Annotated in this window: 20 protein-coding genes; 11 read left to right on the top strand and 9 right to left on the bottom strand. The window is 54.5% G+C overall.

Annotated features, from left to right (window positions below):
* Positions 1-83: 83 nt before the first annotated feature.
* From KR100_RS12635 to KR100_RS16630, 3 genes are all read right to left on the bottom strand, one after another.
* On the bottom strand, positions 84-1367 hold the full coding sequence (locus KR100_RS12635) for a sodium:proton antiporter (protein WP_038546671.1): 1284 nt from the start codon (positions 1365-1367) through the stop codon (positions 84-86).
* Positions 1368-1761: 394 nt separating this feature from the next.
* Entirely contained in the window at positions 1762-2121 is a 360-nt protein-coding gene (locus tag KR100_RS12640; RefSeq protein ID WP_038546674.1) for a hypothetical protein, read from the bottom strand.
* A gap of 104 nt (positions 2122-2225) precedes the next feature.
* Positions 2226-2549 carry a hypothetical protein gene (locus KR100_RS16630; RefSeq protein ID WP_156098111.1) on the bottom strand — a complete coding sequence of 108 codons (324 nt, stop codon included), beginning with the start codon at positions 2547-2549 and terminating at the stop codon, positions 2226-2228.
* A gap of 1129 nt (positions 2550-3678) precedes the next feature.
* On the opposite strand from KR100_RS16630, the gene KR100_RS12655 reads away from it, so the two are divergent.
* The 6 genes from KR100_RS12655 to KR100_RS12680 all read left to right on the top strand — a co-directional run bounded on the left by KR100_RS12655 (position 3679) and on the right by KR100_RS12680 (position 11469).
* The gene (locus KR100_RS12655; RefSeq protein WP_156098112.1) at positions 3679-4917 is read left to right on the top strand and encodes a hypothetical protein; all 1239 of its coding nucleotides are present in this window, start codon (positions 3679-3681) and stop codon (positions 4915-4917) included.
* A gap of 264 nt (positions 4918-5181) precedes the next feature.
* Positions 5182-5394, top strand: coding sequence for a hypothetical protein (locus tag KR100_RS12660; RefSeq protein WP_162176541.1), 213 nt, complete (start codon positions 5182-5184; stop codon positions 5392-5394).
* 12 nt (positions 5395-5406) lie between these two features.
* On the top strand, positions 5407-8367 hold the full coding sequence (locus tag KR100_RS12665; protein ID WP_156098113.1) for a hypothetical protein: 2961 nt from the start codon (positions 5407-5409) through the stop codon (positions 8365-8367).
* Positions 8368-8517: 150 nt separating this feature from the next.
* On the top strand, positions 8518-9003 hold the full coding sequence (locus KR100_RS12670; protein WP_038546688.1) for a hypothetical protein: 486 nt from the start codon (positions 8518-8520) through the stop codon (positions 9001-9003).
* Positions 9004-9216: 213 nt separating this feature from the next.
* Entirely contained in the window at positions 9217-10170 is a 954-nt protein-coding gene (locus KR100_RS12675) for a carbamoyl-phosphate synthase (protein ID WP_038546690.1), read from the top strand.
* Positions 10171-10461: 291 nt separating this feature from the next.
* Positions 10462-11469, top strand: coding sequence for an inverse autotransporter beta domain-containing protein (locus KR100_RS12680; RefSeq protein WP_239420339.1), 1008 nt, complete (start codon positions 10462-10464; stop codon positions 11467-11469).
* Between the two features lie 235 nt (positions 11470-11704).
* Here the strand turns inward: KR100_RS12680 and KR100_RS15155 are convergent, their stop codons facing one another.
* Entirely contained in the window at positions 11705-12490 is a 786-nt protein-coding gene (locus tag KR100_RS15155) for a transposase (protein ID WP_071839930.1), read from the bottom strand.
* 60 nt (positions 12491-12550) lie between these two features.
* On the opposite strand from KR100_RS15155, the gene KR100_RS15160 reads away from it, so the two are divergent.
* Positions 12551-12832, top strand: a complete 282-nt coding sequence (locus KR100_RS15160) for a PqqD family protein (RefSeq protein ID WP_071839933.1) — start codon at positions 12551-12553, stop codon at positions 12830-12832.
* A 4-nt stretch (positions 12833-12836) separates the two neighbouring features.
* Here the strand turns inward: KR100_RS15160 and KR100_RS12685 are convergent, their stop codons facing one another.
* Genes KR100_RS12685 through KR100_RS12695 form a run of 3 tightly spaced genes read right to left on the bottom strand, consistent with a single transcriptional unit; the run spans position 12837 to position 15205 of the window.
* On the bottom strand, positions 12837-13388 hold the full coding sequence (locus tag KR100_RS12685) for a hypothetical protein (protein ID WP_239420340.1): 552 nt from the start codon (positions 13386-13388) through the stop codon (positions 12837-12839).
* Positions 13381-14262 carry a sulfotransferase domain-containing protein gene (locus KR100_RS12690; protein ID WP_071839936.1) on the bottom strand — a complete coding sequence of 294 codons (882 nt, stop codon included), beginning with the start codon at positions 14260-14262 and terminating at the stop codon, positions 13381-13383. Before KR100_RS12690 ends, KR100_RS12685 begins: the two co-directional genes overlap by 8 nt.
* The gene (locus KR100_RS12695) at positions 14255-15205 is read right to left on the bottom strand and encodes a hypothetical protein (protein WP_239420341.1); all 951 of its coding nucleotides are present in this window, start codon (positions 15203-15205) and stop codon (positions 14255-14257) included. The genes KR100_RS12690 and KR100_RS12695 overlap by 8 nt, the downstream gene beginning before the upstream one ends.
* 632 nt (positions 15206-15837) lie before the next feature.
* Between KR100_RS12695 and KR100_RS12700 the strand changes: the two genes are divergently transcribed.
* The gene (locus KR100_RS12700; protein ID WP_038546699.1) at positions 15838-16980 is read left to right on the top strand and encodes a class I SAM-dependent RNA methyltransferase; all 1143 of its coding nucleotides are present in this window, start codon (positions 15838-15840) and stop codon (positions 16978-16980) included.
* A 176-nt stretch (positions 16981-17156) separates the two neighbouring features.
* Positions 17157-17453, top strand: coding sequence for a TIGR03894 family protein (locus KR100_RS12705; protein WP_038546702.1), 297 nt, complete (start codon positions 17157-17159; stop codon positions 17451-17453).
* 208 nt (positions 17454-17661) lie between these two features.
* Here the strand turns inward: KR100_RS12705 and KR100_RS12710 are convergent, their stop codons facing one another.
* Together KR100_RS12710 and KR100_RS12715 are read right to left on the bottom strand one after the other, a co-directional pair.
* Entirely contained in the window at positions 17662-18045 is a 384-nt protein-coding gene (locus KR100_RS12710; protein WP_038546705.1) for a phage holin family protein, read from the bottom strand.
* Positions 18045-18467 carry a YqjD family protein gene (locus tag KR100_RS12715; RefSeq protein ID WP_038546708.1) on the bottom strand — a complete coding sequence of 141 codons (423 nt, stop codon included), beginning with the start codon at positions 18465-18467 and terminating at the stop codon, positions 18045-18047. The genes KR100_RS12710 and KR100_RS12715 overlap by 1 nt, the downstream gene beginning before the upstream one ends.
* A gap of 375 nt (positions 18468-18842) precedes the next feature.
* Between KR100_RS12715 and KR100_RS12720 the strand changes: the two genes are divergently transcribed.
* Both KR100_RS12720 and KR100_RS12725 read left to right on the top strand, forming a co-directional pair.
* Positions 18843-19826: a hypothetical protein gene (locus KR100_RS12720; protein WP_038546712.1), complete on the top strand. Its 984-nt coding sequence runs from the start codon at positions 18843-18845 to the stop codon at positions 19824-19826.
* A 2-nt stretch (positions 19827-19828) separates the two neighbouring features.
* On the top strand, positions 19829-20188 hold the full coding sequence (locus KR100_RS12725) for a hypothetical protein (RefSeq protein WP_038546714.1): 360 nt from the start codon (positions 19829-19831) through the stop codon (positions 20186-20188).
* The last annotated feature ends 50 nt before the right edge of the window (positions 20189-20238 follow it).

Here is a 20238-nt window from a genome sequence, read left to right on the forward strand (position 1 = left end):
GCAATTTCTATGGCCGGGAATCAGTGTTTTTATATTTCTAACATGCAATATTTATAGTATGCGTTTCGACAGCCAATATTTGATTACGGATAATAGTATTTGATGACGTTTTCTATTGTTAATCCCTGAACTGTGATCGAGAATAGCACAACCAAATAGGTGATAAATAGGAGCACTGCGCTCTCTGGACTATTCGGAAGTGATAGGGCAAGAGCAACCGACACTCCTCCCCTGATTCCAGCCCAGGTGAGAATTGGTACTGTCCCCGGATTCACCTCCGACATGAGTGACCTGATCTTCACAGGCAATGCAATGGCCAGATATCGAGCAATGATTGAAAGCAGAGTAATGGCAATAAACAAACTGATCAACACTGGATAGCTGATTTCATAGGAGGAATGCTGCACTAAGAAAATTATTTTTAGGCCAATCAGCAGAAACAGTATGGAGTTGAGGATTTCGTCGATCAACTCCCAGAAGGTTTCGACATGCAAGCGTGTTGACTCTGACATGGCCAGGGATGTCCCTTGATTGCCGATCAGCAGACCTGCGATCACCATGGCAATGGGTCCTGAAAGATGCAGGTGCAATGCAATCGAGTAAGCACCCGTTACGAGAGCAAGTGTGATCAAAACTTCAAGAACATAATCATCAATCTGTCGGAGCAACCAGAAAGCGGATAAGCCTGAGATCAAGCCAAGCACAATCCCACCCGCGGCTTCTTTGGTTAGTAGCCATATTGCCGAGGTGAGCTGAAAGCCAGCTTCAGTGCCTTCCCCGCCGGTATTCCCAAAGGCCAATGACGCCAGAACCGAAAAAAGGACCACTGCGACCCCATCATTAAAGAGACTTTCGCCGGCGATTTTTGCTTTCAAAGGCGCTGGAACCTTCAACGTCTTTAAGACGCCCAGCACGGCCACTGGATCTGTTGGGGAGACCATGACTCCCAGCAGCAAACAGATCAAAAACGGCAAAGACAAACCTATTACTTCTGACAACAGCCAGAAACCACCTCCAATCACGACTGAAGATAGAACGACGCCAATGCTGGCAAACGCCAAGATGGTCCATTTGTTCTTGCGCAATTGGTCTAAATCAACGTGAAGTGAACCCGCAAACAGAAGAAACGACAACATGCCCTGCATCAGTGTTACATTGAAATCAATATTTTCCAGAAATTCATACACTAATGTGCTCATCCCCAGCGATGGAAAGATCAGATCAAGTGCAACGACAGACAGGCTGGCGACTAGTGCAACAAGCATCAACCCAATGGTATGCGGAAGCTTTACAAACCAATAATTAAGCGTTCCAAATAAGGTTGCTAGGACAAGCAGGATGGCTGGGATATCGAGTGGTGTTGTCATATTGAATTGCTAATCGGAAACCATACTTTTAAGGGCATTGACCAAACTTTTTGTTTAATTTGAAACCATACTGAAGGCATCTCTTTCCTTAACGGCGCTGGAGTTAATGTCTCCATTTGGACTTCGCCTGTTTTGGGGGATGTGGTGATGCAATGCATCCTTCGAAGTGCACGGCGACAGCCTTTCTATAGCAGCTTTGCACCGCTTATTCTGTATTGGCTGCTTGTTTTATTGCGTTGACCAGTCAATCCTTCGCCATTACTGACGGGGATTGTGTGTGAGGTTTTGTCGGGGGATCGATCAGCACAATCAAACTGCCCTGTCTTTCACTTGCGGGTTTTGTATAACTTTTAGCCGCTCTGCTATGACATCAGGCTTCCCGACGTTGATTGTATTAAGCAAGCAATCCAACGCTGTCCTGAGTGATCTCTGGTGCACCTTCAATGATTGCAAACAGATCACCTTTCTTGCCAAAGCCCTTACCACCTTCGTTCTGGTTGTAATACAGCTGACCCTTGGGTTCAAAGTAGACGAGTTCCATGTCTTCACGCTGCAGCATCCTTAGATCTTTTTTGCTGAAAGCTGATGCGAATATAGGATTTTTATCCAATCCCCGCAGTGCTCGCTTGCCAATCAGTAGACGATCCTCAATGGGATCAAAGTCAATGATCCTATCTGCCCCTTTCTTGCCAAAGCGATCTGGCTCGTTAAATACAAACTTGTCCTCTCCTGTATCACCCCTTAGATGATCCACACCAGCTCCAAAACCAATGATGTCATCTTTTCAAGAGCCAATTAAGGTGTCGGAATTCTTCGATACTCCTGAAATGATGTCATCAATATCGGCAAGGTATTTATTCATCGAAAAGGTTTGAATGCGTTGGTGCTTAAGTCAACGACATTGTTGGTTTGAACTGACTTGTCTATTGTACTGATGTTGTTGCCTTCTACGATTGACGTTGAGTTGATGCTGTTGTCGTTTGTTATAGCAACTGTAGAGCTTGTACCAATAAAGTTCTGACTGTTGTCGGTGGATGAAGAGTTGTTGATCGTAGTTATATTTGTTGTTTGGTTATTGACTGTTTCATTGACAGCAGTATCTAGCGCAGGTTGCTCGACTACTGAGTTAGTGGACTGTTGAACTGAAGGTTGAGTTTCAGGTACAACAGGATTTACTTGCATAGGAGTATGTGTTGCCTGAGAATCTGATCCTTGATCAGCAGTATGCGTTTCATTCTAGTTGGGTACATTTTCGTCTTCAGATAATTGACTTGGTGCCCATTCACGCCTGGCTCCCCTTGTGCCTAAGGAGCTGACAAACGAGTAGTATTTTCAATTCCTAGATTTTGTTCAATTAGCCAAGTTCTAAATTCCTCTTCGCCAGGATCTTTTTTTGTACCGGCTTCAGTAGCAGCTCTAGTGTCACATCCCTGGCGTAATGAATATAGAAATTATGAGAGTCGTCCTCTCGGTACATTCACCATCGCCGTTATCGCCTCAGCTTCCATCACCCGTTCAGGTAGATCTTCCTGTCGCCCTATCCCCAACAGGAACTAAAGGCTTATCAGCGAGCGAGTGACAGACCACAGAGCTTGTCGAATTGGGCAACAGCACCGACACCCGCACCAGGGTTGTTCTGCGCCAAGCCAAGACGCGCACTCTCCATCAGTAGATGGATTGGCTAAGCAACAAGGTCACTGCGTTGGACGTTCGCCTTGTCGATGTCCTCCCTGATCAGGGCATAAGCCTCTTGAACAGTTCGTTGTGCTGTTCTGCGGCTCACCCCCTTGGTCTCCTCCAGGTACGCCACGACGGCAGTACAGCTGAAGCCCTCCAAGAGCTTGGAGTGCGCGACTTGAACTCGATCAAGGACCTCGACCCTCTTCGGCATCAGAGAAGCCCCCGCTGAAAAAGGACACGCTTGAGAGCTTTGAAGCTACGTGAATCCAGGTCCATCGCATCAAGGGCTGACCTCAATCGAGTACGGAAATCCTTTTGATCCAGTCGCTGAATCGCGTAATCCAAAACACTGATCTCAGACCGTTCCGCCGCGGCCAAAGTACCCATGAACTTGTCCTGAAATTTGTCCTGATTTGCAGGAAGCTCAATTTCAGGTTTGCGAGATCGCCCGTCCCGGAATGGTTGAGGGGGCCTTCCAGCCCCCATGAGTCATTTGGGTGATAGAAGTGACCAATAAGCCTCGCCCGGCGAGATCTCAAGCACAACCCAGTCATAGCAGTGAGTCAGGGTTAGCCCTGTTGAAACTCGACGAATCCGGGTGATGATATTTGCGTGCAGATTTGCGTGAAAAATGCCCAGACGTCGCCTTGGAGACATGCCTCTCTGGGAGCAACGGATCAAGAATGCGGCGAGTAACGGGCGACAAGGCTGGAGCGCACGGGGCAACCGCGGAAGGGTGCTGATTGAGCTGCGCCGGCCTGGCGAACTGAAGCAATCAGTGATGCTGCCGAAGGAACTGAGCTGGTGCGAAGGCGACGAACGAGAGATCACGAAGTGGCTTGATGCTCTCTACGTCAAATCAGAGGGAGAGAAGCTTTCTCTGAAGGCTGTACTGGAGAGGGTCAAGCCCACCAGTAACCGCGTGGGTCACGAGCACGCAGTCAGCTGGCAAGAGATCAAGGAGGCGTATCGGATCCGGCTGATGCAGAGCGGCAACAAGATCAGGCTCAAGACATGGGCCGACAACTACGAGCGCTTTATTGATGCAGCACTGGAAATCCTCAGCAAACAGCGGCCAAGCGATGGAGCAGCCCTGTTGCGCAAAACGGCCCAGCAGTGGGCAGATCACTACTCAAGCCGTGCCATGTGCGTCTCAACCCTCAAGGGATTCATGGAGTTCGCGGTCCGAGACAACCGATTCCGCGCTCCGCAGTCATGGCTGATCGATGAATACGACGCCAAGCCGATCAGAGGCGAGAAGCCTCAAAAACAAGAAACGGCAGCTCTGGCAGACGAGGAAATTCTCAAGCTTCTCGTCGCCACCGAAAAGCGGTGGGATGAAGGCTGGCGGAATGTCATCAGCACGCTGGTGTCCTTCGGTCTCAGACCCTTTGAATTGCAGATGATCGAAGTCCGCACCAACGGAGATGGACGGCCCCAGATGTACTCGACGTACAGGAAATCGGGCGGTGCATCAAAAACAAGACCACGATGGCTTGAGGAGATTCCACTGACGGCAAGCGATGGTTCCAGAGTCGATCTGAATATCACCGAAAAGTGGAAGACGATGGCCTGGCCGCAGACCCGCGATGGAGGGCGCCGCATCGTGACTGCCCACTACATCGAGCAGTACCTCAAGAAAGTGCCTTACTGGAATGAGCTACGTCGTGACTATGCAGAAGAAATGGATCTGAAGGTGGTTCCCTACTCCTTCCGCAACAGCTGGAACACGCGTGCAAAAGCTCTAGGCATCCCCGATGGCGTGGTCTCAAGGGCATTCGGCAACACAGAAGCCACCAACCTGCGCAGCTACAGACAGTCCACTGATCAGCTCACCCGAAATGCCTTCCGCGACGCTCTGGGGCGATAAGGAGCAAACAAACAAGCCCAGGTAGATTGAAGAACCCACAAGATTTGCCCTGTGGTCGGTAACGCTCAGGCGCTCGTCTACGACCTGACTGCCATAACAGAGTGACGCTTGACTGCTGGCAAATCAGCAAGGTCAAGTGTTTAGCGAGGAAGAAAAAGCCTCGTATTAAATCAAGAAAGAACTGACGGGTTCTATACGCCCGTAGCAATGATCAACAAAGAAAGTCGTTCCCCATGGATCGGAACGATTCCATTCAGTGAATGGTTGGGTATTCACCCACAAACTGTTCGTGCACTGCGCAAGCTGAAGAACAGTCCCTGGCATCAAGGGATTCACTATCGACAGACCGGAGTCACCGGACGCGGTCCAATGCAGTGGAACCGCGAGTTAGCTGAGAAGGCCTTCACCGAGTTCCATCGAACCCCTGCGGTGAAGGTTGAGACCTTCTCGCGGGCAGCACATCCCACCCTGCGCTGAGAGATGGAAATCATGAGGGATGCGCTTGAGACCGTTCCGTACTTCCTCCAGCAAGCCGCTGGTTTGCAAGAGGGTTGCTCAGTGGTGGTGACCTTCTATGGAGGTGATGGCAGCAGGCACCTGAGATGGCGTCCAGACGCTGATGGCGGCGGCGCCCTACCGGTGATATGGGATGAGGCGCTCTCTCAGGAGGTGGAGGAGAGGTTGCTCATTGAGCTGGAGAAAGGGCGCCAACTGGGGTTTATCGCCGGGTTAGGCGGCTCGACGAAGTCGCAGATCACCCACGTCTACGGCTTACGTGCCGAGATCGACCTGCCGGATAGCCACGCGCTGCAGCGGCAGGTCTATGCGGCGGTGGAAGAGCGCTACGGCATCCAGTTCACGCTTCTGGATACCGGCGGGAAGTCTCTGCACGCCTGGATCGCTTCAGCGACAGCGATCCCGGTTGACCAATACAGCGAGACCTCGAAGCGCTGGCACGCGCGGATCAAGGAGGCAGCACAAGAGGCCGGGCTTGATCTGCCAGAAGGAGCACTCGATGTGGCCTGCCATCGACCGACCCAGGTGATGCGGCTGCCAGGAGCGGTGCACCGCAAGAGCGGAAAGGTGGCGAAAGTGATCCAGTGGGGCACGGGCCCGGTGGCGTTGGAGACACTTGGTCTGACCTGGCCGGAAGTCGAGGAATGGGCAAAGCGAACAGCTGTGCCGCGAAGCGTGACCCAACAGGCGCTCGTCCGCAGTTGCGAGGGCAGGCAGTTCCTGGGCCTCAGCGGTGATGCGCGCATTGGTGCTCTGGTGGACCTCGCCGGTGTGGTGCCGGTTCGAGTACCTGGAGCCGGGACCTATCGAATAGTGCTGACATTGGTGAGTGCCTTCAGCAGGGCGTTGGGAGCGGAGACCGCAGCGGAGGTCCTGCACCGAGCCGGTCATCTGGACAAGGAGGGGCGGTCGTCACTGGATGGCCTGCGGCAGTGGTGCGGAACGTTCGAGCCGGATCCTGAGGGGGCTGCGGATCACCTGGCGTGGCTGGCGGCTTGGGCAGAGCGGGAGTTCGGTTGGAAGCGGCCAACACTGCAGCTTCAGGGTGTTCTGGAGCCAACCGAGCTGGTGGAGCCGACCCCTGCGGCAATCAGCGAAGCCCTCTGGACGATGGGTGGAGCAATGGTGGTCTGCCGGACGGGCACGGGCAAAACCCAAGGGGCCTGCGCGTATGTGGATCGTCTGGCGGAGGCCTGGGTGGGTGCCAGATGCAAGTTCTCGGTGGTGGCGATCTCGCCGAGGCGAATGATCAACAGTCAATTGGCCCCACAACTGGGAGCCGTCAACGTCTCGGGGCATAAAACAGGCGGAGGCGATCCCTTCTCCCATCCGGGAACCCAGCCCAATCGCTATGTCTGTTGTCTGAAGTCGCTGGGAAACCCGTCCAAGCGCAATGGCGGGCCTGATGTGTGGGGAGAGTTCTGGTCCTACGGCGACACCGGCCGGCCGCCGGTACTCACCGGACAAGGAGTGATGACCATCGTGCTGATCCTGGATGAGGTGCGGCAGATGATCACCGACTTGCTGCTCCCAGCGAGTGGTCCGGGGACGATTTGGGAGACCCCAGCGGAGCGTTGGCGGGCTGGGGTTGCCCTGGTGCGCTCCATGAATCACGCCGCTGTGGTGCTGGCCATGGACGCACAGGCTGGTGCGCCGGAGCAGGAGTTGTTGCGCGGTGTTGGCCGAGGGGACGCTGAGCGGGTGCTGGGGTGCCCACCTACAGCGCCAACGCGCTTGATGCGCTGGACCTCAAAGCAGAACCGATGGCGGGATTGCCTGCTGGGCCAGGCCAAGGCCCGCTCCGAAAAAGACAAACCCCTGCTTGTTGTTACAGGGGCCAAAGGCAAGGACGGTCAAGGTTTGCGCGGGCTTTCAGCCAGGGGGCTGCGTGATGCGCTGCTGGAAGCGGTGCCGGCCATACGCGTGCTTGTCATCGATGCCGACAGCAAAGACAGCGAAGCAGCTCGCCGTGTACTGCGGGGTGAGGTGGAGAACTGGGACGTGGTGATCTGCACGCCGGTGGCGCAGTCCGGGGTGAGCTGGATTGGGGCATTTGCCGAGACGGTGTTTGTTGCGGGCGGGCGAACACTGCCGCCGAACATCTGTGGCGGCCAGGCGGGTCGGCGCGAGAGGACCGCGACCACCTGCGTGGCTTACGTGCCCAAAACGGCATGGGACCGGTCGTTGCCGCTGTTGGGGCGGGAGGTCGAGGCGATCCGCCAGGAACTGCGCCAAGCGCGTGAGCAAGCGGCTGATCTAGCCGTTGCAGATGGCTGGGAGATCGAGCTGCTGGAACGGGTCTACGTGTTGGCAGCCCAGCGCCAGATCGAAGAGCTGGCCCTGTTCCGGGACTACGCGCTGCACTACGCAGCTGTGGATGGCTGGGCCACAGAAGAGCTGGCAGCTATTGAGCCGCTACCTCGGCTGAAGGGTGCTGGGGGTCAGCGCGAGAAACGCACCGAGGCGTTGAGTTACCGGGAGCTGGATCCGTGGCGTGAGCTGTTGGTGCGCAGCTTGCGGCTGCAGGCCGCTGGAGCCAAGCGCGAGGTGGCGCAGGTTCTGGCGGAAGCCCTGGCGGTTTGTAACCAGACGAAAGTCGGAAGTGCCGGAGCTGACCTGGTGTCCGCAAACCTGAGCGAGGTGCAGGAGCTGCTGCTCAGTGCTGGGCTGGGGCGGTTGTGTGATGGAGAGCATCGTGCGGGAGACGACGCGCTGGTCAAGTCTGTTGCGGAGGCCCTGCAAACTTCTGAGGCGGCCCGGATGCTGCGTAATGCGACCTGGCTACAGGTCGACCTAAAAGGCACAGGTGCCAAACCGGCGCGGACGATCGGGACTGTGGTGCGCAGCCTGGGTGGTGTGAGCGATGCAAAGAGAGTGGGGCCCAGGGGAGCGCAGCAGCAGCTTTACCGATGGGTGTTACCAGGGGATCGGTAGCGAATAACTCCGGCTTTTCCTACTGGAACTCTGGAGTTATTGGCTACGGACAAGGCTCGGAAGCACTTTCGCTGTGTTTGCGCTTCTGGCCTGCAACACATTGGGGCTTGTTGAAGCCCGTTGGAAGCCTGTTGGAAAGCGCACAAGTCGATGAATTCCTTCCCACAACTCCCTGGTGAGCCTGCAGATGCCTTCGAGCAGCTCCTGCTCCATCGCGACTTTGGTCCCAGTCGCCAGTTCAGTCAGACAGCAGATGTTGTCGGATGTTCCGAATCGACCCTTCGCCGACGAGCAGAACAGTGGAACTGGGTCGAGCGGCTGGCTGACTACGACTCGGGGATCCTCCAGCAGGCATCAGAAGCTCGAACGAAGGAGGACCTTGAGCGCTACCAACATCAGCTTGAGACCTTCCGACAAGAGCAGCTCGTACGAGCTCGCACCGTTGGAGATCGTGCTGAAGAGCTACTAGCGATGGTCGAGCGCAGCGTGAGGCATCACATGGAAGCCAGAACTGTCCTTCAAGGGCGTGAGCTTCCTGCAGTTATGGCCACCGCCTGTAAAGCCTTGGAGGGTGCCATGAATATCGAGGCGACGGCTCTTGGCGTGGCTCAGCTCTTGGATGAGTTTCGGGGCTGATTCAGAAATTGCGTCATGCCCCAAGTGATGCAGCGAGGGGAACACTCAGGCAGTCACGCCTGACCAATAACTCGCGACACACACACGCATCTACCACGGTGGTGGGCTGCAACCTCAGGCAGAAGCAAGTGGGTTGGACGCTTGAAGATGCGAACCAACCCTGCCTGACGACCCACACATCGACGGCAACATCTGAGGAATGATGGTTGTTAAATGCATCGCTCCATCAGCTTGAGGTTCTCCCTGGGTAGTGCCGCTGCACTGGCATTCTCCACCACTCCCGTCTGGCCTGCTGCTGCTCAAGACGCAGACACCGCAGAAGACCTTGGTGGCGTGATGAGCATCAGCCTTAAAGACGTCGTCAAACCCACCATCGGCTTTCAAGGGGCTCTGCAAGGCGCAGGCACCCCCAACCAAGCCGGTATCGGTGGGTTCCTGCCGCTATCCGTTGGCGATAACAGCGTTTGGTTCCTTGATGCGCTCGTCAACGTCAACTTTGCTGATCGTGAGGGTTACAGCAGCATCATCAACACCGATGTAGATGGTGGCTTCTCCAGCTCCACACGCCTGGGGTACCGCTGGCTCAATGACGACCGCAGCTGGTTGTACGGACTGAATGCTGGCTACGACAGCCGCACCATTGCATCGGGCAACGCCGATACCAACATCCCAGTTTTTGATAAACAAACGATCTTTTTCAACCAGATCGCCGTTAACGCTGAAGCGGTCTCCAACAGCTGGACCTTCAATGGCTACGGGCTGATCCCCTTCGGTGATGTGGAGCAGAAACTCAACAGCTTTTATGACGCTGGTGCGCTGAACACCTATGGCCTCGATGTTGGCTATTTCATTACCCCCCAACTTCATGCCTCCGCTGGTTACTACTACCAGCACCGTGATCAAGAAGACGTCGATGGTTCAGGTGTGCGCGGACGACTCGCTTATGACATCAGCCAAGGGTTAACAACTGGCATCAACATCTCCTACGACGAGGCCTATGAAACCCGCGTTTCTGCTGATCTCAGCGTTCGTTTTGGCGGCCCAAGCACAACAGCAGTCAAGAAGAAAAAGTGGGAAAACCCAACAATTAATGCCCTCACTGCATCACCCAAGAACAGGGATGTGCGGGTGCACGACGCCACGATGTTTGGTGCTCCTTTATGGTGATGGGTTCGTAAATGCACTAAATAATTTAATGGGTCTAGGCGCTAACTGTTTTGCTCCTCGCTCGAGGCTAACTCTGCAAAGCCCCTGCATTGACAGGGGCTTTTTATTGCTTCAATCGTCTGACTAATCCCACAAATCAGCCTTCAATACCTGGCACTATTTTTCATTTAACTCCGTCAGCAATGGCGGGTTTTTTTATTGCCTACTGAATAACAGCAAAGCTGAAACTGCCTACCGCAGCTCTCCTTAGCCATCAAAGTGTGGCATTTTGCGCTCGATAGATCCTTCTCAATGCAGCGCTCCATCAGCTTGTCCCTCTCCCTCGGTGGTGCTGCTGCACTTGCGCTCGCCAACACTCCTCTCTTACCTGTTGCTGCTCAAGACGCAGACACCGCAGAAGATCTTGGTGGCGTGATGAGCATCAGCCTTAAAGACGTCGTCAAACCCACCATCGGCTTTCAAGGGGCTCTGCAAGGCGCAGGCACCCCCAACCAAGCCGGTATCGGTGGGTTCCTGCCGCTATCCGTTGGCGATAACAGCGTTTGGTTCCTTGATGCGCTCGTCAACGTCAACTTTGCTGATCGTGAGGGTTACAGCAGCATCTTCAACACCGATGTAGATGGTGGCTTCTCCAGCTCCACACGCCTGGGGTACCGCTGGCTCAATGACGACCGCAGCTGGTTGTACGGACTGAATGCTGGCTACGACAGCCGCACCATTGCATCGGGCAACGCCGATACCAACATCCCAGTTTTTGATAAACAAACGATCTTTTTCAACCAGATCGCCGTTAACGCTGAAGCGGTCTCCAACAGCTGGACCTTCAATGGCTACGGGCTGATCCCCTTCGGGGATGTGGAGCAGAAACTCAACAGCTTTTATGACGCTGGTGCGCTGAACACCTATGGCCTCGATGTTGGCTATTTCATTACCCCCCAACTTCATGCCTCCGCTGGTTACTACTACCAGCACCGTGATCAAGAAGACGTCGATGGTTCAGGTGTGCGCGGACGACTCGCTTATGACATCAGCCAAGGGTTAACAACTGGCATCAACATCTCCTACGACGAGGCCTATGAAACCCGCGTTTCTGCTGATCTCAGCGTTCGTTTTGGCGGCCCAAGCACAACAGCAGTCAAGAAGAAAAAGTGGGAAAACCCAACAATTAATGCCCTCACTGCATCACCCAAGAACAGGGATGTGCGGGTGCACGATAAATTGCGTAATCCATTCGATGGCACCTACTGTTGGCAGCTACAAATGTGTCCGTGGTCCCTCGCTATGTCCGTTGGTGAGTAGTGTCATCGCAACTGAAGAAGCCTAACCCCTCAAGCCCATCCAATTGCAGGAGATTTTTATTTCTTTATTCGCTCTAATAGCAGCCCATATCGCCCTTCAATACCTGGCACGATCAAAGTTCTAAAGGAGCTTTCATAGTGAGTTCAGTATTCAATAATTCATATAAAAAATCAGGCAATACAAGCTCACTGTCTTTATTTACTGCTTCTAAGGATACGTTCATATTTTCTTTGAATCACCACAGCAATTGACGTGAATCACCATCACGGATGCCATTCGCTCGTCTAAATCTCACCGCAACTTGATGCCACTCCTCTGGGATTTGATTGAGCCGAACATCAAATGCAAAAGGTAATTTCTGCTGACCTGGTGATATTCGATTTCTCTTATTTCTGCTGCTACTACTGCTCTGAACCAATCGCTTCAGCATCCTTGAGCCCCAATGGCACTTAGCTCCTCGCTTGGCGTAATGGCAATACTTCTGGCAAAACCGCTCATATCGCCTGGAGCATCCCTTCAAGTTTGATGCCAATTTCAGAAAGCTTGGGTGCCACTCACTGATGCCATCACATTCCAACCTTCCGTAATGCCCGGAATTGGAATAGGGGTCATAAAACCCTTTCCTGATTCCTGCTGCCTTTGGATTGGCGTGGATGTAGCGCAACGTATTCAGCACGCGCCTGTGGTCTTTAGGCGAAATCGCAGTGGCGAAATACCGAGCCTCCCAGAAGTGCCCGCAACGACCAGAAAGGCGATTCAAAGCCATCGCTGAATACCAGCCAATCCAATGCATCAGCTTTGGCAATTCACCTGCATCATCAGGACGTAGAAGCAAATGCAGGTGATTTGCCATCAAGCACACGGCATATAACCTATGGGGCACCTTGGCTTGTGCCTTGGCGAGCACTGCTAGCAGCACATCCCGCCTCAATCCTTTGGCAATCAAAAACTGACGGCTATTGCACCTGAGCGTGATGTGAAAGGAGTGGCCTGCTGGCAGATAGCGCGGTTGACGTGCCATGTCCTCAGCATTGATCTATGCCATGATTGATTAGATCCCATGATGCGTTTAAACATCTAGATGTTAAATAGAGCCAGTCGCTTCAAGCAGCACCATCAAGCTGTCTGCACAGAACTCGATGGCGAAGTGGCTTTGTTTCAAAGCGACACCTGCGACTATCTTGTTCTCAACGAGACAGGCTCAGCCATTTGGAATACACTCAAAACTCAGCCATCACTAGCTGAAATCTGCTCTCATCTACAAGAGGAATACGATGTTGATCCAGGCGCTTGCCAGTCCTCTGTGGAAGCTTGGCTGGAAGCTGCCGTAGAGAAGAAAGTAGTTTCTACAATCAACAACTAGATCATTAAAAACAAAAGCGCGTTTCGAGTTTTTTGCACCACACCTCACCGCCCAGCTGGTTACCTCCGAGCATCTGAAAGCCAAGACGAGAAAAATAACGCCGCATCGATGCTTTTTGCAGGCCAGGATTAATGTTTTCAGCCAATAATACTTTTGCTCGATGATCACGCTGCTCTGCTGCACGATCAAACCCTTGAAGAAATGCTCTAAAAAGCTGATTTGCCAGACGTGGATTCCTGGATTCTGGGATTATGTACATGCGTTGAAAGTAGGTATGGGTTCCGAGATTTAGCGACACTTCTAGCTCGCGTAACACGACAAATACAATGCCATTAATCGCGCCTGATTGATCACGTGAAATAGCGGCTGGCTGACGCGATATGAGCTTTTTTGGTGCATCGACATGCTCTAGTGCATGGGAATGACTTGATGCATTCCTGAACAATCTCAATTCGTCTTGGAAGGACTTCCCTTGCTCGATCCAGAAAGAATTCAATTCACTTCCGAGCTGTTCATTCACCTGTCCAAACACGAATTCGATGCGCGGTTCAGTCAAGTTCTGGTCCCTCATACTGAAAGCGTTTCATCACTCCATACAATCCGTTAGCGAGTCGTTGTCGCTGCTCAATCGTCAGCTTTTCTGAACCCTCACCTGTGCGCCCTGAGCGAAAGAACCGCTCACAACCGGCAGGTTTTTCAGCAAATCCATCCACATCCTCTTCCAGCTTTTTCAGTCGATCGATGGAGGTGTTGTCTAAAGCCTGTTGAATGAGTTTTGAGTCAGTAGGAAGCCCCAAGAAGCTTGCCGCTTTTGTAAATGTTTCCAATCCGTTTGCCAACATATCTTCATAGCGCATGATCAAGACTGGTAGCTGAGTTTGATTAGCCCAGGAGCGCACATGCTGATCCCAGCGCCCCATGTGTTGCCGCACCTGATGGCCGCCAAAGCGCTCCCCTGGCACCAACGCTGCGTTGGGATCGAGCAGGTGATCCACACAACGCTCCAACGGCCATGAGAAGAAGTGACTGAGGGATACCGCCACATCTTCTGGGTGGCGGAGGAGATAAACAACACCGCAGCAACCGGCAGTGCTCACTACCGGGCGGCCACGGGAATCAGGTGATTGGAAAGCATCATGCACTTTATGGAAGCGCTCTCCTTCTGCAAAAAGCCATGCACTGGCACCAGCACGGCCGCGCAAAGGGTCAAGCTCACTAAAACTCAGATCACAACTATTAATCCCCAATTGGTCATCCAACCATAATCTGGATGAGGCAATTGCCCCCGTTTCAATGTCTTGATTGAGGTTGAGGTCTTCTCCAGGATCATCTCCGGCCAGTCGCAATAACTCAGTGATAAATACCCGGCACCAGGTGTTGCCTGATTTAGGATAAGATGCCAGATACCAGTAGCTGTGGTCATCAGTCATTGCTCGCGGCCTCTTCTTTATTCTCTATGCGTTGTTGCATCGATTCGGGTTGCATGAGGTCCACCTTCTTCAGGCTTTCCGCCATTGCTTTGACTCCATCGGGAACGATCAAGGCATGCACCGGCACCGTTCGAGCTAATGCCGCTGCTTGCATAAACAGCTTTGCTTCTGCATCCATGCCTCGATACACCCTGGCCTGAAAGGCGTTATTGCGCAGGCGCATTAAGGAAGTGGTTTGCGAGAAATTGTGTGAAGCCTTGAGAGACATTTTCTCCTTTGCATCTTCTACTTCAGCGCCATCCTCCTGACCCGAATCCTCTTTGACGCGGTTTAACCCATAAATCAGCCGCAATGGTGTTGCTTGTGGCACGCAAGTTAAATCCTCAGCTAGCAATGCATAGCGCTTTAGACCCTTCCTTACAGGTGGTAGCTGCGCCCAATTCAGCTCCAAAGCCACAGCGGCGTCATGCCAGAGCTTGAGTTGATGCATTCCTGGCAGAACCAGCCCATCAGGGCTCACGACAACCAACTCACTGCTGAGTAAACGCCAACCGTCTTGCAGCAAACACCAGGCCAGGGTGGACTTTCCAGCCGCTGGATGGCCCAACAAAAGGATGGCCTCACCATCGCGCTCCAGCGCTGTTCCATGCAAAACCAATGCACCGCGCTGGATGGCTAAGGCTCCAAGCCCACTGGTGACAACAAACGTGCGGATATCGCGATCGCTGACGCTGTCGTCCCAACGTTCCCATTCCAACCGCTCAGCACCAGTGGCACGAAACCAGCCAATGCCTTCAAGTTCCAGACGCCATTCCTGCGGCGCTAATTGCAGCGTTGGCGTGCTGTGAGGGCTGGCCTCAAGAGTTGGCCACTGCTGGTGATCAGCCTCAACGATCTCTACCAACGGTTCACTGCCTGTGATGGCAACTGAATCAACGGACATCAACTCCGGCAAGACCAACGTGGACTCCAGATACAAGCCCAGGGCTTGATAGATCCCAGGCGAGGCTGCTGGCATCAGTGGGCGAGCTGGCGTTGAAACATCAATGCTGCCAACCCCACAGCATCCCAGCCTGCAATTGATGCCAACAACAACAACACCCTGGCTTTCTGGGGATTGAGGCTGCCTTCGGGCAGCAGACCAGTCCCAGGCTTACCGAATGCCCCTCACCATCCACAAGTCACTTGCGTGCAAATTTGCGTGCAATCAACTTCAAGCCGCTGCGCCAGGGCCCGAAAAGCAAGTCTCTGACAACTAAAAAGGGCCCTTCCAGGCCCCATGAGTCATTTGGGTGATAAGGCTGACTTCACCCCATCTCCCTTAATGGGTCAGGCAGCAACAGGGGCTGCTTGACGGGAGAAACGAACGATGTTGTTCGCAGTTACGGGTTTGCTCTTACCGAGCAGGCTTCAGTCACCCTCCTCATGCCCCGTCGAAACCATTGCAGCCCCGAAGTGGGGGAAATGGAGCTGAGCGGAATCGAACCGCTGTCCGAAACACTGGTGTGGATCACCTAGTCCGGGGTACCGAACCTTGCCATTCTGGCAGCAGTCGTGATCCGGAGCACTGCCCCATTGGGTCGTGAGAACCGATTTCCTGCCATCGCCGTGCTCCCCCAGGGATTGGAACAGGAGGGCTGCCAGGAGTTGACAGCCCTTGGAGCTCACGATGTCCAACCACGCCAACGAGCAGCGGCTTTTCGAGCTGATCGGTCCTGCTTCTACAGACTGCACCTGCAAGCACGTTTGCCCTTTCGATTGCTGCGGCAGATGGCTCGCTTCGATTGCCGCAGCCGAGATGAGCTGTACGACGGAATCCAGAACGCACTGGACTGGGAGCAATGGCTGCACCCTTCTCAAACGTTCCGCGTTGATGTGACCGGCTCAGCTCCCGGGCTGAACCACAGCCATTTCTCTGCTCTGCAGGTGAAGAATGCCCTGGTGGACCAGCAGCGTGATCGATGGGGAAAGCGATCCTCCATCGATCTGGAGGATCCCGATCTGGCGCTGCACCTGCATCTGAGTCGAGGGGAGGCGCTGCTCAGCTTTGATGGCAGCGGCAGCAGCCTGCATCGCCGGGGATACCGAGCCGCGATGGGACGTGCACCCATGAAGGAAAACCTGGCGGCTGGTCTGATCCGGCTCACGGGCTGGGATGGATCGGTTCCGTTGGTCGATCCTTGCTGCGGTTCCGCCACACTGTTGATCGAAGCAGCCGCGATCGCCCTTCAACAGGCACCGGGACTCAACCGCAGCTTTGCCTTGGAAGGCTGGGTCGATTTCGAGCCCAAGCTCTGGCAGCAGGAGCAAGCCCGCGCCAGGCAACGACGGCGGCGCGATGTGAACCTCCCGCCCCTGATCGGTTTTGAACAGGATCCCGCCATCGCGGATCAGGCACGGACCAACGTCGCCGCCGCAGGCCTCAAAGGGGTGATCAGCATCGTCACCGGCCACTTCAACCAACAAGAACTTCCATCAGGCCAGGGCGTCCTGGTCTGCAACCCTCCCTATGGAGAGCGGATTGGCTCCGACGACGACCTCGACAACCTCTACGCCTGCCTCGGTGACTTCGCCAAACAACAGGCCTCAGGCTGGCAACTCTGGCTGCTCAGCGGCAATGCCAGCCTCACACGGGCATTACGCCTCAAAGCAGAGCGGCGAATTCCAATCAACAACGGCGGGATCGACTGCCGTTGGCTGCATTACTCGATCCACTGATCAACAGGACAACAAGACTCTTTCAGATCGGCTCACCCCTTTCAAGACAAGCGGCAATGAGGGATTGGTTGCGCTGCACAACATCGCTGTGCTCAGCTGGAGGATGGTCGCAAGCCATGCTTTCGGACAGGTTCATCTCCCTGTCCATGCTTTGACCAGTCAACAAGAGAGGCGCCATGTCCACAGAGAAGGAAGTTTTAAAGGAAGCTGCCCTTGAGCTTTGGAACACCACCAAGAAGCTGCGCCCCGGTTTGCCCAAAAGCGCACGAGCCCAACTGGTCCTCAAGGCATTGATCACGATTGGAGATCTTCACGATCAGATTGAAGCCGCCATGGTCCTGGGCTTGATCGATGCCAACGAGCCCGACGATGAGCCGGTGAAAGACGAACCGAATCCAGAGGCCAAGGCGACTGAAGACGACGCAGACCGCAAGACTCCGCGGGTTGTCAGGCGGCGTTCCGGAGGTTCGTGAAGCCAGATCTGGTCAAGTATTCCAAATCTTTTGGCAGGTTTCACAGAGGAAGTTTTCCAGGCCAATGATGGCTTGATCAGATCAATCATCTGTCGTTGTGTTCATACAGCCCAGATCGATTAACACTGAACGGTTCACTCAGTGATCCGGCAGAGAGCAAGACAACAGCCCCCAGACGTCATTTGAGAGCACGAGATCAACGGGCCGTTCACCGACCCATCACCGCCCGTAACGTCCTGTTGATGCCCTCAAGAGTCTGAGGCAGGAACGGACCTTTCAGGACCTGACCGCCCAGTCGCAGGCTGATGCCAGCCAGAACCAAATTGACGGCAGCGAGCACCAGCAACGCCAACTGAAGCGTCAGGTTCCAGGTCACCTGAATCCAAAGCACCAAGGCCACTTCCGCCATCAACAAAGCCAGCAGCATCGATGTGCCACCGATCGCAAGAAACAAGCCGCCACTGATCAGGCGTCGCTTTTCACGATCAACCTCCTGAAGTGCAATCCGGACGTGGAGATCCATCACGGAGGCCGCCAGAGCCGAGATCCGTGCCGCTGCCCCGAGGCCGCGTGGTTGTTCCGAGCTGCTCATCAGGACCGTCGACCACCACTCAGCACCATGCCAAGCAGGACACCAACACCAAGGGCCACGCCAACGGACAACAGCGGCCGCTGCCGCACCGGCTTCTCGATCCTGGGCCGCAGGGTGCTGTTGAGCTCATCAAGCAGTTGCTCCAATTGCTCCTCCAACGGCTCCAGGCTGTCAGCAAGGTGCTGACCGCGAGCGCCAGCGCTCTGCATCAACTCCTCCAGCTGTTCGCGGACCCCCTGACTGGTCAGACCTGTTTTGTCCTCGATCAAGCGAACGACCTCATCCATGCTTCCCCGTGTTGCTTCGAGGGTGTGGCGTGCCAATTCCGGCCAGCGCTTCTGGATGGTGGGCAGCAGAGATTCGAACCGTTCGCGGAAGACGTGATCGGAACTTCCGTTGGACTGAGGTGAAGACGAGGCCATGAACAGCCTGATGAAATCAAGTCACTTTCAAACCTTAATCAGACAATTGACACATGCCATCTGGCCTAACCTTTAAAAAAGAAATCCTTCTTGCGATGGCCATAAAAATCAAGGACATCTTCAGGTAATTATCCAATCCGAAGGGACTGACGGCACAGATTCAATACAGCAATTAAAAACATCTTTGACGAAACGATCAAAACATTCAAGAACAACAAATTTCAATTCCCCCTGGACAGAGACAAATTTTTAATGACAAAAAATCGGAAAACTCACCATCACCCTTGCCGACAAAAACGGTGAATCAGCAGCCTGTGCCCTTTCTGCGGCAAGGCTTGCGAGAATCGGTCAAGCCAGATGAGGGGTTGGGGGGCGATGACCCGGGTTGTGTTGCACATCGGCATGCACAAAACAGGCTCAACAGCCATCCAGAACCGGCTGGAGGCCAACGGCCGGATGTTGCATCAGCACCGGATCAGCTTCGACATCGACAGCGACAATCAACTCAAACCAGCCGTTAAAAAAAGGGATTTCAGGCCCTGGCAGACGAAGCTTGATCGGGCTCGCGATAACAACAACACCTTGCTTGTGTCGAGTGAGGTGCTCTCCCACCTGCTGACACGCCAACCATCCGATTCCGATGGCTGCCTCGGCGACTGGTTGATCGACGCTTTTAACAAGCAAGGCTGCAGGGTGACCTTGATCGCTTTCCTGCGCGATCAACCCAGCTACCTCAATTCCCAATACACCCAGCACGTCAAGAAATTTGGACTGGACTGCCGTTTTGACACCTACGCCCGTCGAATCATGGGGCACACCCAGGAACGTGGTGAATGCGATCCCCAGAGGTTGTTCGGCTGGATCCGTCGCAACGGGACGACATCAGCACACTTCATCCCTTACGGCGGCTCCAGAGCGCTTGATCCCTTTGAGCAGTTGTTGGCCGTAATCGGTGCTGGCCCAGCAACGGACTGGATTGATCTGCCCAGGATCAATGAACAGCCAGGACGCCTGGCCATCGAGACAGCTCTGGCCGTGCAACGCCGTCTCGCGACCAAAGGGCAGGCCGTGAACGAACCATTGCACCGCAGACAGGCCTTCCGGCTGCTCAAGGCAACGGCGAACCTTTACGGATGGCCGAAACAACGCTTCAGCGGACTCACACCTGAGCTCTATCGCGAGATCCGCGCCCATTACCGAGCCAGCAATGACGCATTTGCCCAGGAGGTTTGGGGAGCTGCGGATTGGGCAACCGTGTTCCCCGAAGAATCGCCGGAACCTCAAAGGGAGCTGCGTCGTCACCAACGCTGGCTGGTGGCCTGGGAGAGCCGCAGGATCAGCTGGATGCTGAGGCGCTGACCATGCCCCGCTACAGCCTGCTGCGGCACACCGGTGCACCCAACGATCCCAGCGGCTGTCACTACGACCTGCTGCTCGAAGACGGAGAGAGCTGCCGCACCTGGCGCCTTGGAGAGATCCCAAAAGATGATGGCAGCAGCCAGAACGCGAATGCCCTGCCTGCCCATCGCCTGGCGTGGCTGGAACCGCGCAGCGCTGCGGTGTCCGGCAATCGCGGCTGGGCGGAACGGGTGATGGCGGGCTGTTACGAAGGGAAACTTCCGGAGGATTCGTCCCACCCAGTGGAGATTCACCTGGTTGAAGGGGATCTGCAGGGACGTCTCCTGATCAGCAACGGGAACTGCTGTTTGTTGCGGACTTGAGCTTTTGAACAGCTCCGCTACTTTCGGTCCGCCTTCAGCGTCCGTTCCTG

Source organism: Synechococcus sp. KORDI-100, from assembly GCF_000737535.1.
Taxonomy (GTDB): domain Bacteria; phylum Cyanobacteriota; class Cyanobacteriia; order PCC-6307; family Cyanobiaceae; genus Parasynechococcus.